The 15,108-nt window shown below is 44.0% G+C and carries 8 protein-coding genes; 2 read left to right on the top strand and 6 right to left on the bottom strand.

The window, feature by feature from the left end:
• Positions 1-77: 77 nt before the first annotated feature.
• From F597_RS0105210 to F597_RS0105200, 3 genes are read right to left on the bottom strand one after another with little or no spacing between them, the layout of a single operon-like run.
• The gene (locus F597_RS0105210; RefSeq protein ID WP_019538662.1) at positions 78-1,148 is read right to left on the bottom strand and encodes a GDP-L-fucose synthase family protein; all 1,071 of its coding nucleotides are present in this window, start codon (positions 1,146-1,148) and stop codon (positions 78-80) included.
• A 45-nt stretch (positions 1,149-1,193) separates the two neighbouring features.
• Complete coding sequence (gene gmd, locus F597_RS0105205) at positions 1,194-2,255, bottom strand: GDP-mannose 4,6-dehydratase (RefSeq protein ID WP_019538661.1); 1,062 nt, start codon at positions 2,253-2,255, stop codon at positions 1,194-1,196.
• A gap of 9 nt (positions 2,256-2,264) precedes the next feature.
• Positions 2,265-2,813: a hypothetical protein gene (locus F597_RS0105200; protein ID WP_019538660.1), complete on the bottom strand. Its 549-nt coding sequence runs from the start codon at positions 2,811-2,813 to the stop codon at positions 2,265-2,267.
• Positions 2,814-3,217: 404 nt separating this feature from the next.
• Here F597_RS0105200 and glyA point away from each other — a divergent pair, with 404 nt between their 5' ends.
• Both glyA and recG read left to right on the top strand, forming a co-directional pair.
• Positions 3,218-4,498: a serine hydroxymethyltransferase gene (gene glyA / locus F597_RS0105195; RefSeq protein ID WP_019538659.1), complete on the top strand. Its 1,281-nt coding sequence runs from the start codon at positions 3,218-3,220 to the stop codon at positions 4,496-4,498.
• Positions 4,499-4,663: 165 nt separating this feature from the next.
• Positions 4,664-6,757, top strand: coding sequence for an ATP-dependent DNA helicase RecG (gene recG, locus F597_RS0105190; RefSeq protein WP_019538658.1), 2,094 nt, complete (start codon positions 4,664-4,666; stop codon positions 6,755-6,757).
• Between the two features lie 130 nt (positions 6,758-6,887).
• Here the strand turns inward: recG and F597_RS0105185 are convergent, their stop codons facing one another.
• The 3 genes from F597_RS0105185 to F597_RS0105175 form a co-directional block, all read right to left on the bottom strand.
• Positions 6,888-8,804 carry a SusD/RagB family nutrient-binding outer membrane lipoprotein gene (locus tag F597_RS0105185; protein WP_026327151.1) on the bottom strand — a complete coding sequence of 639 codons (1,917 nt, stop codon included), beginning with the start codon at positions 8,802-8,804 and terminating at the stop codon, positions 6,888-6,890.
• Between the two features lie 21 nt (positions 8,805-8,825).
• Entirely contained in the window at positions 8,826-11,966 is a 3,141-nt protein-coding gene (locus F597_RS0105180; protein WP_019538656.1) for a SusC/RagA family TonB-linked outer membrane protein, read from the bottom strand.
• Between the two features lie 463 nt (positions 11,967-12,429).
• Positions 12,430-15,084, bottom strand: coding sequence for a DUF5686 family protein (locus F597_RS0105175; RefSeq protein ID WP_081624332.1), 2,655 nt, complete (start codon positions 15,082-15,084; stop codon positions 12,430-12,432).
• Positions 15,085-15,108 lie beyond the last annotated feature (24 nt).

The raw sequence follows: 15,108 nt of genomic DNA, 5'->3' as shown, positions 1-15,108 counted from the left end.
TTTAGTAAAAATTCATTTGTAAAAATAAATTTAAGGTGAAAAAACTACTGCCCGGCGCTACCTGGCACGAAAATATTTTAACCCTGAATGTACCATTCATACATCCTCTTCACACCTTCATCAACATCGATAGTATGTTTCCATCCTAATGCGTTTAATCTGGAAACATCAGTCAACTTTCTCATGGTGCCGTCGGGTTTTGAAGTATCGAAAGTTATCTCTCCCGTATAACCGATGGTTTTTCTGATCAATGCGGCCAGATCGTGGATGCTGATTTCTTTTCCGGTGCCGATATTGATATGACAATTCCGTATCTCGGTTTTCCCTTTCGCCAGATCCGGAAAATCCACATTCTCCATAATATAGACAGAGGCGTCGGCCATATCTTCACTCCAGAGGAATTCCCGCAATGGTTTTCCACTTCCCCATAATTCGACCCGTTCCTTACTGATGCCGTATTTCCGGAGTTTACTTTCCATATCCTGCTGCGTGCTGTTACCCGAAATTCCCTCCACCGGACGCCGGGTAAGATCCTGCCTGACAGTGTTCCAGTCATCGTTCATCAACGCTTTTGCCAGATGGATCTTGCGGATCATTGCAGGCAATACATGGCTCTTTTCAAGGTCGAAGTTATCGTTCGGCCCGTAGAGGTTTGTAGGCATCACCGCGATATAGTTGGTGCCATATTGGATATTAAAGCTCTCGCACATTTTTAATCCTGCGATTTTGGCGATGGCGTAAGGTTCATTAGTATATTCCAGCGGCCCGGTAAGCAACGCCTCCTCAGACATAGGTTGTGGTGCTTCCCGGGGATAAATGCAGGTGCTGCCAAGGAAAAGGAGTTTCCTGACATTATGCCGGAAACTCTCTTCTATGACATTATTCTGGATTTGCAGATTGCGATATATAAAATCGGCCCGGTAAGTGTTGTTGGCGACAATACCACCCACGTAGGCCGCAGCAAGAATTACAAACTCGGGCTTTTCCCTGTCAAAAAAAGATTTCACAGCTACGGCATCCAGCAAATCTAATTCCTGATGCGATTGACCGATCAGATTGGTATATCCTTTTGATTGCAGATTTTGCCAAATGGCTGATCCCACCAATCCGCGATGGCCGGCGACATATATCTTACTCTGTTTATCCATAATCAATTCCTGTTAATTATTTATTCCTGAAATCGGACTGAAAACCTACCGGGAGTATTTTCTTGCAACTTCCATATCGTTTTTCACCATCCGTCTGACCAGTTCTTCGAATGATGTCTTGTGAGGATTCCATCCCAATAGGGTTTTGGCTTTGGTGGGATCTCCCAACAACAACTCAACCTCTGCAGGCCGGAAATATTTAGGGTCTACTTCTACCAACACACGCCCTGTGGCACTGTCGATCCCTTTTTCGGCAATACCTTTCCCTTCCCATCGCAACTTTATTCCTGCTTCGTCAAATGCGAGCATGCAGAATTCCCGTACGCTGTGCATCTCTCCCGTGGCGATCACGAAGTCCTCCGGCACTTCATGCTGCAGCATCAGCCACATACACTCCACATAATCGGGCGCATAACCCCAGTCGCGTTTCGCATCCAGGTTTCCGATATACAACTTATCCTGAAGGCCCTGTGCGATACGGGCGGCCGCCAGCGAAATTTTCCGGCTGACAAATGTTTCACCTCTTCGTTCACTCTCGTGATTGAACAAAATGCCATTCACCGCGAACATTCCGTACGACTCCCGGTAATTTTTTGTGATCCAGAACCCATATAGTTTCGCTACCCCGTAAGGGCTACGGGGATAGAACGGTGTAGTCTCTTTCTGAGGGACTTCCTGTACCAGCCCGAATAATTCTGAAGTAGATGCCTGGTAGATCCGCGTCCTGTTTTCCAATCCCAGTATCCTCACTGCTTCCAAAAGACGGAGGGTGCCAACAGCATCGGTTTCCGCAGTGTATTCGGGTACGTCGAAACTCACTTTTACATGGCTTTGTGCGGCCAGGTTGTAAATCTCGTCGGGTTGGATGTGCTGGATGATACGGATAAGCGAACTGGAGTCGGTCATATCGGCATAGTGCAGGTTGATGAGTCGCTTCTGTTTCATATCACGGATCCACTCATCAAGGTAAAGATGCTCTATCCTGGCGGTATTGAAAGAAGATGAACGCCTCAGGGTGCCATGTACCTCGTATCCTTTCTTCAGAAGCAGTTCGGCAAGGTAAGACCCGTCCTGGCCGGTAATGCCGGTGACCAGCGCTTTCTTCATATATAAGACCTAATTTAAATTGATATTATACGCCACACTGATACCCGGTGTAAAGAAACTTTTTTTGAGGATAGCGCTCTCTTTACTGCCAAAACCCATATCACAGTATAGGGAGAAATTGAATTGCTGCACGGCATAGCCGGCTAAGGGTGAGAAAGCAAATCCTGCATAACTGGCACCGAATACTGCTCCGATACGCGGTTCTACAAAAAAGCCGTCGGCAATGCCTTCCTGGGTAAAACGATAACCGGCTAACGGCATGATGTAGTTGAAGCCATCGTCGGCATCATTCTTAATGCTGGAGAGAAGTTTACCTTCCCCATAAGGATTGTTGAAAGCTTTCAGACTTAAAGAGATATAGTTGTTAGGATTGGACGAGAGCAGATTGTCCTGGGTGAGCCAGCCAATAGTGCCGCCCATACCGAATTTCTTGTCACGGCCTGTGTTGGCCACTAAACCGGCATCAGCCGAAATATTAATATAATTGGTTTCCTGTGCTTCTGCCGACTGAATAGTTAGTGCGGCAAGTAAGATGATGATAAAAATTGTTCGTTTCATTTTTTTTGATAATTTAAAGGTGACTAATAGAAGCTTGATTGCATTTATATTCTGCAAATATAGCGAGTTAATTCTATTTTGCTTCGTTTCATCCGATTATTTTACTTTTTTAATTGGCGTATATCGCCGCCCTTTTTCCCTCAATTCTCTTCCGATTTTTAACCCTGTGGATAAAAAATCTCGACTTTTTTGTCTAAGGTTATTAGAATATAGGATGCGCCTCGGATAAGTTCAACGAGTTAGACTATTTGAGTCGCAAGCTCCTCGATTTTCAATTCTGCGTTCGGCAAAACGAGTTTACTCGTTCTGCTCTCTCTTAACGGAATAGTTCAAACAAGTTTGGCTTTTCTCTCGGCTTTCACTATATTTGCACTCAATTCTTTTCTTTTTTTAAAATTATTCGAATGAAGCAAGACAGGCAGATCGCAGAGATCATAGGGAAAGAGCGTGAGCGGCAGTTGAAAGGTATTGAACTGATTGCCTCCGAAAATTTTGTGAGCGACCAGGTGATGCAGGCCATGGGGTCGGTATTGACCAATAAATATGCTGAGGGCTACCCCGGAAAACGTTATTATGGCGGGTGCGAAGTGGTGGATATGAGCGAACAACTGGCCATTGACCGGCTGAAGGAATTGTTCGGTGCCGAATGGGCAAATGTGCAACCTCATTCCGGTGCACAGGCAAATGCCGCTGTATTTCTGGCCTGTCTGAAGGCTGGTGATAAATTCCTCGGGCTGAACCTGTCGCATGGCGGTCACCTGACACATGGATCCCCTGTCAATTTTTCAGGACTGATGTTCCAACCGGTGGAGTATAATGTACGTGAAGACAATCAACAGATCGATTATGATCAACTCGAAGAGGCGGCACGTAGGGAAAGGCCTAAACTGATCATTGCCGGTGCATCTGCCTATTCCCGTGAGTGGGATTATGCCCGTATCCGCAAGGTGGCCGACGAAATCGGTGCCGTCTTTATGGTCGATATGGCGCATCCTGCCGGATTGATTGCTGCCGGATTACTTGAGAATCCGGTGAAATATGCTCATATTGTTACCTCTACAACACATAAAACCCTACGGGGACCGCGTGGGGGGGTGATCCTGATAGGGAAAGATTTTGAAAACCCGTGGGGTATCACTACACCAAAAGGAGAGGTGAAGATGATGTCAGCACTTTTGGATTCAGCTGTATTCCCCGGCATGCAGGGGGGGCCGTTGGAGCATGTGATCGCTGCTAAAGCTGTTTCGTTTTATGAAGCGCTACAGCCCGAATATAAAACTTATCAGGTGCAGGTGAAAAAGAATGCCGCCCGGATGGCGCAGGCGTTCATCGACAAGGGATATAAGGTAGTTTCCGGAGGAACAGATAACCATATCATTCTGGTGGATCTGCGTACCAAATTCCCTGATCTTACCGGTAAAGTGGGAGAGAGAGTATTGGTGGAAGCCGATATTACAGTCAACAAAAATATGGTGCCCTTCGACAGCCGTTCCCCTTTCCAGACTTCGGGATTGCGCTTCGGTACACCGGCCATCACCACCCGTGGTGCAAAAGAAGAATTGATGGGAGAGATCGTGGAGATGATTGATACCGTGCTTTCGAATCCGGAAGATCGCACTACAATTGCTGCGGTTCGTGAAAAGGTGAACGCTACCATGCGGGAATATCCGTTGTTTGGTTGGTAATATCAATATGCCAATGTGCCAAGGAGGTTGATGTGCCAATGTGCTGATTTGTTGATTTAACTATTTGATGATTGATTGTAACTGGAATTTGGCTGATTGAGAAATAAGTAATGAGGAATGGTTTGAGCTGTTCCTCATTTTTGTTTATATTTGCGCAAAACTCGAATGAACATCCTTCAGACTGATATAAAATTCGTTCCCGGCGTTGGACCCAAAAGAGCGGAAATCCTCAATAAGGAGATCAATCTCTTTACGGTTGGCGACCTGTTGAGGTGGTATCCCTACCGCTATATCGACAGGAGCAGGATTTATTATATCCACGAGATCGATAATTCGATGGCTTATATCCAGTTGAAGGGTAAGATCACTGCTTTCGAATCCTTTGGGGAGGGACGCCGCAGACGGTTGGTAGCGCACTTTACCGACGGGACTGGTTTTGTAGATCTGGTCTGGTTCCAGGGAATACGGTTTATTGAAGGAAAATACAAACTCAACCAGGAATATGTAGTGTTCGGTAAGCCTGCCTTGTTCAACGACAAGTGGAATATCGCCCATCCCGAACTTGATCCCTTTATGAACGAGTCGGATCGACCTGAAGGACTGATGGCAATGTACAACACTACGGAGAAGATGAAGAACCATTATCTCAACTCCAGGGCGATGCAGAATATTATCGGAAATGCTTTCGGAATGATCAAAGAGCGGCTTCCTGAAACACTTTCTCCCGATGTGGTGAAACAGGCGAAGGTGACGCCGTTCCATGACGCGGTGGAGAATATCCATTTCCCTAAATCAGCGCCTCAGCTACGTGATGCGGAATTTCGCCTGAAGTTTGAAGAACTCTTCTATATCCAACTCAATATTGTCCGTTATGCCTCGGAAAGGAAAGGAAAACTGAATGGATTTATCTTCAAAAAAGTGGGGGATCATCTCAATTCGTTTTATAAGCAAAAACTTCCGTTTCCCCTTACCAATGCACAGAAACGGGTAATCAAAGAGATCAGGAAAGATACCGCCTCAGGAAGGCAGATGAACCGCCTGTTACAGGGAGATGTAGGTAGCGGCAAGACACTGGTGGCGATCATGTGTATGCTGATTGCGCTCGATAACGGCTTCCAGTCCTGCCTGATGGCGCCGACTGAGATCCTGGCGTCGCAGCATCTTGAGACATTCGCTGAAATGCTATCGGGGATGGATCTGAGGGTAGAATTACTGACCGGTTCCACGAAAAAAAAGGAGCGGGAGAGGATCCATGCCGGTCTGCAGTCGGGAGAGATCAATATCCTGATTGGTACCCATGCCCTGATTGAAGATACGGTGCAGTTCCGTAACCTCGGATTTGTGGTGATCGATGAGCAACATCGTTTCGGCGTGGCGCAACGAGCCAAATTATGGACCAAAAACAACCAACCCCCACATGTATTGGTGATGACTGCCACGCCCATTCCCCGTACGCTGGCCATGACGGTTTACGGTGACCTGGATGTGTCGGTGATTGACGAACTTCCGCCGGGTAGAAAACCGGTACAGACACTTCATCGATATGATAAAAAACGTGGAGCACTTTATGAATTTATCCGGGAACAGATACGGGCAGGGCGACAAGCCTATATTGTCTATCCATTGATCGAGGAGAGCGAAAAACTCGACCTGAAGAATCTCGAAGAAGGATATCAGCATATCAAAGAGGCTTTTCCCGAATTTGGCGTTTGCAAGATGCATGGACGGATGAAGCCGGCCGAGAAGGATGAGGTGATGCGTCGGTTTGTGTCCAATGAGGCGCAGATCATGGTATCCACTACAGTGATCGAGGTGGGAGTAAATGTCCCTAATGCGAGTGTGATGGTAATCGAAAGTGCGCAGCGGTTCGGTCTTTCCCAGTTGCATCAGTTGCGGGGCCGGGTAGGGCGTGGAGCAGACCAATCCTATTGCGTACTTATTACACCCTATGAGATCTCATCCGATACCCGCAAGCGGATGGAAATCATGACCGAAAGCAATGATGGATTTGTTATTGCCGAAGCCGACCTGAAGCTGCGTGGTCCGGGTGATCTGGAAGGAACCCAACAGAGCGGTATCCCTTTCGATCTCAGGATTGCCGATCTGGTAAAAGATAATAATATTCTATATCGTGCCCGTGAGATTGCTGAAGAGTTGATTGAAAAAGACCCTCAACTGGAACAGCCGGAGCATCTGGTACTAAAGCAGCAATTGGACCGTTTGGGCGGAAACCGCTATGAATGGGGCAGGATCAGTTGAAATATTTGATGATAATAATCGGATCTAAAGTATTATGATGCCGACCGCTATGTAATTGATACGAGAGGTCAGAAAATAAAATAGGAAGAATTAAAAAATTCCTCCTATTTTCAATCAATTAAACTACCAGTTAGTGTGTAGCCCACCAAAGCGGTGTTAACACAGCATCGGGACCACCCAGCAATTCCACGGCTTTTTTATATCCTTCAGGATTACTGTTTTCAAGTGAAGCCGGATATTTAAGACGCTGCGGGAAAAATGCACGTTGTTGTGTCGTCTTCACATTGTCCTTAGTTAATGCGGGTAAGTCGGTCAACGGATTTTCAACTACCATGTTTTCAAAGAATGGAAGACCCAAACGACGATAATCGTTCCATGTTTCAAGTGGTAACCACGGGTTCTGGGCAATGAACTTTTGGGTGATGATTTTAGTCATCTGATCGTTCAGCGCTTTACCGTAAGATGTTTGGCTCGCCACCGGGTATGTATAAGTATATTTGGCAGGTTGCCTGGTGTAACCGTTTATAATATCCACCTCAACCGTCGAGGGTGGTTCTGTAGTATGATCCCATTTTACAGAGGTTCCAACGCGGTTATAATCGGTAGATGCAATATACGAATCGTAGAACTTATCAATTCCGTGGTATTCCAAACTTTCTTTTATTCCCCTCTCATAGGCCTCTTTAGCGGCAACTGGCGTTGCCCATCCTCTTACGGAAGCTTCTGCCAATAAGAAATAAGTTTCCCAGGCGGCAAAGAATACACGTCTTTGTGAATGATTCCTGTACTTTTTAACAAGGATTGGGTTGTAAAGGGAACCGATTACCTGATTCATAGCAGTCATATCACCCCAGCTTCCCCCGGGCATCGTATTCCAGGTAAACGCAAGATTTATTTTGGCTATTTCCTCTTTCTGGTCTTTGTCGGTAAAAATAGATCTCTCAATAGGACCTAAGTCATCTTCTGATGTAAATTGGGCGTTAGAGTTACTGAAATCACCCGGGATAGAGTAAAGTTGGTAGGCCCGGGGGTCGATAGAGTAATGGAGTCCATCGAAAACAAAACCGATTGAGGGATCGTTTGTATAGGTAGAAAAATGGTTTTGATATCTAACACCCATATATCCCTGAGGTTTAATGTAAGAAGAATATGAAGCATCCAACTGGTCTGCTGATTTTATACCGCCTAAGTTAATCATAAGATTGTTTAGTGTATTACTCATCAATAAAGCGTTCCACGGTCTGGACATAACTCCTGCAAGAGGATCCCATCCATCACGCTCCTGTACGGAAAACATATCATTAGCGTCCAGAATAAGAGCGCCGAGGGCAGCATCTTCAAACTCTGATTTCGCCTTTGCTTCATCCACTTCTGATAAACGCATCGCAAGACGCATACGCATTGAATTGGCGTATTTGACCCATTTTGAGAAATTAAATTCATATGCACGGTCAAACTTCTTATCCACGTCCTGGGGTGTTACATTCACATCTATATTGGCTGTCGCATCTTTTAGTTCGTCAAGCAGGAAATAATACACATCCTTAACGCTTGAAAATTCCGGATTGGTTCCTTTGAAAGCTTCAATGGGAAGTGGACCAAAGTTATCGGAAAACTCACTCATTAGATATGCTCTCCAAATACGAGCCACCTCTTTGAGGTTTTTAGCCATCTGACGGTCATATTCTACCGCAAAATCATCTTTTTCAATTTGCTTTTCGGCCAAATCCACTGCTTGTGTGGCCGATCTCATCCATTCGGATACATAACGATAGTAATCGGAACTCCAATCGTTGTTGTATGTTCCCAGGTTGATGCCGCCCGAACGATCTTGCCGTCCGGCCCGTCTCCAGTACAATACGAAAGCCCGTTCCGCAATGTGCGGATCTTGTTGGGCATCGGTGATCGCTTTATTTAATATGTATTGCACCTTAATGTCATCCTCATTCGCTGCATTGGGATCTTTGTTTATGTCCTCAAAATCGGAACAAGCACCCAATAACATGATTGCAGCTAAAAACGTATATAATATTTGCCTTTTTTTCATTGTTGTTGTCATTTTAATTTATTAGAAACCGAATGTTACGTTAAAAAGGAATGTCCGTGAAGTAGGAGGCGCCGTATTTTCAAAACCTACGGCGTTAGTGCCAATGGCAAATACCGACTCGGGATCTACTCCTTTGAGATGACTCTTAAGCATTAACGCGTTGTTTACAGAAACTCCCATTCTTAATCTGGTAAATGGAGTATTGGTCAATAATGAACGGTTAAAGTCGTAATTTAACTGTACGTTACGCAGGCGTATATTTGTTGCATCGTAAATATTTGCTTCGGAAATACCGAGATTTCCGGTCGCTGTAGTTACACGTTCCCAATACTGCTGGGGTGTTACCTGCGTTGTATTTACCTGATATTGCTGGTTGTTATCAAGATAAACTCCTTCCACGACAAATTCTTCACGTTTTCCATTGGGTGCTGTTACAGCCGCTGTTCCGGCACTTTGCAGGTACAAGTTTGTAGCAGAAAAAATATCTCCTCCGATACGTGCATCAATAAGGAAGCTAAATGAAAAACCTTTATACTGGAAAGAGTTGGTTAATCCGATTAATACATCGGCTTGCTGATCTCCGACTTTTTCGCTTTCCGTGGTTCCGAGCGGAAGTCCATTTCCGTCCACGATCAATTTCCCATAATGCGGGCTATTTTCGTCGGTAACCCTTCTGAATTTTGTCCCGTAGATTTCGCCATAAGCCCCTCCTGCCGTAGCATAGACCTTAAGGTTGTCATAACCGCCCAATTCATAGAGTGTTACGTCGTCCGTCAGTTCTATGATCGTATTTTTATTTTTGGAAATATTAGCCTGTATGTTCCATGCAAAATCTTTTGTTTCCACCGGACGGGCATTGATCATTAACTCAATCCCCTGGTTTTGGATGTTACCTGCATTGATTTTTCTAAAGTTGTATCCACTCAACGGGTCCATCGGCAGGTTCAGTAATTGACGATGTGCATTCGACTTGTACCAGGCGAAATCAAATCCCAGGCGATTATTGAAAAAGCGGAGTTCGGTTCCTGCTTCCCACGACGAAATTAACTCACTGCGTACGGTAGGATCATACAATGTATTATTGGTTCCGGCTGTCGCGTTATTTTCAGGGTCTTTACCAATGCTATAAGTATTGTAAAGCTGATAGGGGTCGAGGTCGTTACCTACCTGTGCGAAAGATGCACGTACTTTGGCATAGGTAAACCATGACGGCATGCCCTTTCCTTCAGTGTTCAACATGTCGCTTATTACCCAGGAGGTGCTGATTGAGGGATAGAAAAACGATCGGTTATCCGGATGCAGCGTAGAAGACCAGTCGTTTCTGAAAGTCCCATCGATAAACAAATATCCGCCGTAATTCAACTGTGCTGTACCATACACTGAGTTGATCTTCTTTTCATTATATTCACGTTCGGCATCCAGTTTGTTTTTTGAATTGCCGAATGTGAAAAGATTAAGAACAAGTAATTCATCCGGTCCAGCGGTTATTCCGGTTTTTTTCCGATGCATAAGGTTACCTCCCAATGAACCTCCGAGTCCCCATTTACCAAAAACATTGTCTTTTTGCGCAGAAAGGAGGGCACTAAAATTATTTTCGAAGAATTTATCTTGTCCGAAGCTATAACGTCCGGTTTCAGAGAGCGGGCTTCTTCCGTATGTCCTGTTATCATATTCAGTAAAATACATATCAGTTCCCCCTTTGATTTCCCCGTTTAACCAGTCGGTAAATTGATATTTCAACGAACCCTGCATTAAGAAACGTTCACGAACATCATTGCTCAATCTGTATTTAGTCAACCAGTAAGGATTGATTTGAGGAGTGGTGCCCCCTTGATACCAGACCATTCTTCCCTGCTCATTTATCGGATTACTGAAATCACGGATATCGAGAGAACGGGGCAAAGCATACATCGTGAAGAATGGATTTGATGCGTTTCTTCCCCCGACCGGACGATTACGGGCATCGGTTGAAATGTATTGTATTTTGGCATCCGTACTCCAGCGGTCATCCGGTCCGAATTGAGTGGTTGCACGCATTGTCAGATTCGTACGACTCAGGTCTGCTCCCGGAATTTTACTCCAGTCATCGGTCCGTCCCAGTGAGGTATATACGGATACATTGTTATATTGTTGCGAGAAAGCAATGTTTTCCGTAAGATTAATACCTGGTTTGTTAAAATAATTATTAATATTATCGTAGGCTTGCATTCTTGCTGTTTCACCGTTCCATTTTGTGTATTCCTGACCGGTAATTTCAGGGCCCCAACTGCTTGAAGATAACTGGTCGTAAGCTCCCTGGCTTCCCTGACCGAAAGTATTTTGCAATTCAGGATTCATGAAGATTGTTTCGGCAGATATTGAAGAAGAAACAGTGATCCCTAATCCATCTGTTTTGCGTCCACTTTTAGTCGTAATAAGGATTACACCATTTCCTGCACGCGATCCATAAAGTGCGGCAGCAGATCCTCCTTTCAATACGGTCATACTCTCAATGTCTTCAGGATTAATATCCGATAAACCGTTACCCATGTCGGCACTAGGGTTCCAATAGTCGTTATTTTTAGCCCCGGTAAAGTTATCCATAGGTACACCATCTACCACGATCAACGGTTGGTTCAGGTTTGTAACCGAATTGTTCCCACGGATCACAATTTTAGAAGAACCTCCAGGTCCATTGTTGGACCGGATGACTTGTAATCCCGATATTTTTCCGGAGAGGGCATTGGCTACGTTTAATTCGCGTGCAGCCACAATGTCTTCGCCTTTTACCTCCTGAATAGCATATCCTAATGCTTTTTTGTCGCGCCTAATTCCCAAAGCCGTTACAACAACTTCATCCAGCAACTCGGAATCTTCGTTGAGTGTAACGTTTATAGTTGTGCGCCCGTTCACGGCAACTGTTTGCGATTGTAATCCTACATAGCTAAATATTAAATTGGCGTTTTCAGGAACATTCGTCAATGTGAAGTTTCCATCGATGTCGGTTACTGTACCTTGCGTAGTATTTCCTTCTACTACTACGGTTGCTCCAATAACCGGTTCATTATACGAGTCTGTCACAACTCCATGGATTGTCAGATTTTGTGCTGATGCGGCAAATACCCACATACACAAAAGGAACGTGAACAATCCTTTCAAACTCTTAAAGTTCTTCATTTTCATTCTCATTGTTTTAATCAATTAATAATTAAATATTGTTTATAGTATAAAAAAAATAAACTGCAGCACAGAAAAACTGTCTTGTCTTTAAAAACATTCTCGTTAAACTTCGATTATCAAAAAAGGGATAGTTGTGATTTTTATTCCTGCCTTACCTCGGCACAAAAATTTTCCACCCATTAATATAATTATAATATAAAAATTCGCACAAAAATATAAAATATATTTTAATCCGAATTGTCAAATTGATATTTTAACAATCTGAAAATACGTAAAAAATAGTGTTGAAAAAATCAATTTGAAAGATAGAAAAACTATTTTGATTTCTGTTTTCTCAGGAAATGACATGAAATATTATGATTTATGTAATTTTAGGGTTATTTTTTTATTAAAGTAATAAATTCTTTCCAGGTTTTTTGCCGATTAAAAAAACAGGTAAAATCGGATGTTATGGTTATAGAGAAAATTATTTAAGGGGTTTTTCCATAAAATTCCATAGCGGATAACTTAACCTTACTCCGAAACGATCGAATTTTTTATCGGTAAAACCGGTAAAAATTCCTACTCTGCCCAAGCCGAGGAACCCTATAGAATAGCCACCTTCCAGGTAGAATCTCCTGTTTTCGGTGGATAATCCGTGCATATGAACAGCTTCATCAAAGGAAAAACGTTGCAGGAAAGGCAGGTTTTTCAAAAAGAGATACTGTGATTGATAATTCAGGTGCCCTTCCATCCACCATTCCCCTGAAGCGGTATAAGGTTCCAGCAGGTTGAAACTCCGGTTAAAATCGGACGCGGTGAACAGCATTTGGTTATTCCTGAAATATTTGAGATCATTCGGGTATAACCTGTCGAACGATAAGAACGTGCCGCCCAAAAACAGGTAATCAATCTCTTCGAAAGGGGAGACTTTAATAGTTTGAGAGATCGATGTGGAAATTCGGTCATAAAGTGGTCCAGGATTGTCGGTAAAAAGATTGACTCCTTTTTTGTATACAACTGAAAAAGTAGGATATTTGGTGGAGACATACCATTTTTGACCTTCTCTCATGCGGTAGCGGTATCGTGGAGTATAGGAGAGTTCCACCGTAATATTTGTAGCTGTATGATTGGGATATAAAGTGGCGTCGGAGGGAACATTTTCAGGAACATCTTTGCCGATAAAATTAAACGAGGTTCGGTTACGCAGTGCCGATCGTTTATCTATTTCTGCGCCGCTATACAGATGCAATCCGTTGGCAATATCGATGTAATGATCGGCTTTGACGTACCGGCTGTCGTAAAAGCGGATGAAATTCTGTCCCAGATCGATGGCTGCAAGGGTGTTCATCAGTCTCGACTCCCCGTTTTCACTATTCACATCACGGGAAATATGTCCTGCCGAGAGATGAAACCGTCCGAGGGACATAGGTGCATAATTTAATGAGGTGGAAACATGCCATAACCATTCTTTTCGTGCTGTGGCGTAGTGGAGCGACGGAGAAACCGAGAAATTCCGGTTCTTATCGATGGCCCAATTCAAGGAAAGGGTTTGTCCAAGCCAAAGTCCGTCGGTGAAATTGTATTCTCTCAATCCACCCATTAATCCGCCGTAACGGAGTGAAAGATCCCGGTTCATTTTCCATACGCCTCCCTGCGTAATTTTTCCGAACACGGTTTTCGGATTTTCGTCAATAGATAGTACCACTTCATTCCTATCAAGGGATGTTTCGGAAATAGTGTCACCACCCGACAATGAATCCCTTATCTGGTAACTTCTCAACTCATCTTCCCGAAGCGGCAGCTCACGGATATTTGTCCAGAAAGCAGAGTCTCTCTTCCATGCCAGCGTGTCCACTTTCATCTTTACCTTTTCAATATCTTTTATCTCAAGCGACTCCCGTTGATTTTTCACCTCTTCCGGTTCCACCATTTTGTTCATCAATTTCGACATCTTATAGGCCTCCTTGGTAGAAAGTTCTTCCTTTTGGGCCAGCTTCTCCAATTCATCCGATATTTTTTGCTTTTTGGGAGATATTTCCTCTTCTTCAGATTCATCAGGTACTACTGTTTCATTGTCGGCAGCAGTATTCCGGCTTTTATCTACCTGAACCAAATTGTATTTCATTGATGCGTAATAATTCCCTGATCCTTTTACACCCATCGTATTCATAGTCATACTCACATCATAGGTGGTGGGCAAGTAGACCGAAGGCTGCACCTGGTGGTAATTGATGCGGTAATGCAAGGTAGTGCCCAGTTCACTTGCGACGAGGTCGGCAATATATACGTTCCATGTGTCTTCCAGGATGTAGATATAACCCGAGAAGAGGTTGGGGTTTTTCTTTCTGGGAGTTACCTTGATCTTGTTGATGACATGCTCGGGTTGGTAATCTACATTTTCAAGTTTAAAGGCATAAAACCTGAATGCTCCGGGAGCGAGCGGGGAGATTCGTCCGTTCAGTTCAGCGTTGTAGATGCTTGAGGTCATAATACTCAACCCTTTGTCTACGTTGAATTCTTTGGGAATGGAACTTTTCAGTGCAATTACATTTTGTTGGTAAGTTTCAGGTGATGTAAAGTGGATATTGCTCTTAGATTCCATTACCAGCGGTTTTCCTATGATGGAGTTGATATCGAAGTTATTGTCATTGACCTTCATGGCGCGTTTAAGGATTCCCGGGATCTTATCGATAGTCAGGCTTCCTTTTATATAGGCCTCCGATGTAAATTCTTTTATCTGATAACGGTAATAAGGAGCATGGGCAATCGCTTTGCGCATGATGCGACAGGCCGGGTCTTCATTACTGGCGGTAGCATAAATCACCACCTCTTTCAGCATATAGGATGTTTCCTGAAGTTCTACACGGATAGTCTGGTTTTCCTTTCCCATTATTATGTTTTTCTTGATAATCTCGTATCCGAGGGAACGAAATTCACATGTATAGGTACCCGGCTCAAGGGTGGTTTGAAATTCGCCGAGGTTATCGGCAGCAATTCCTTTGGCAATTTCGTAGATATAGACGGTTGAGTTTGGAACAGGTTCTCCTTTTTTGTTGACAATAATACCTTTGAGCTGTTGTGCCTGAAGGCCTGCAGTGACTATCACACAACTCAATGTGAAGAGTAGAAATTGTTTCATATCCTGACTCCATTGTTAAATAAA

This window comes from Proteiniphilum acetatigenes DSM 18083 (genome assembly GCF_000380985.1).
In the GTDB taxonomy this organism is placed as follows: domain Bacteria; phylum Bacteroidota; class Bacteroidia; order Bacteroidales; family Dysgonomonadaceae; genus Proteiniphilum; species Proteiniphilum acetatigenes.
The sequence above is the reverse complement of the archived record's forward strand: the minus strand, read 5'-3'. Positions and strand labels throughout refer to the sequence as shown.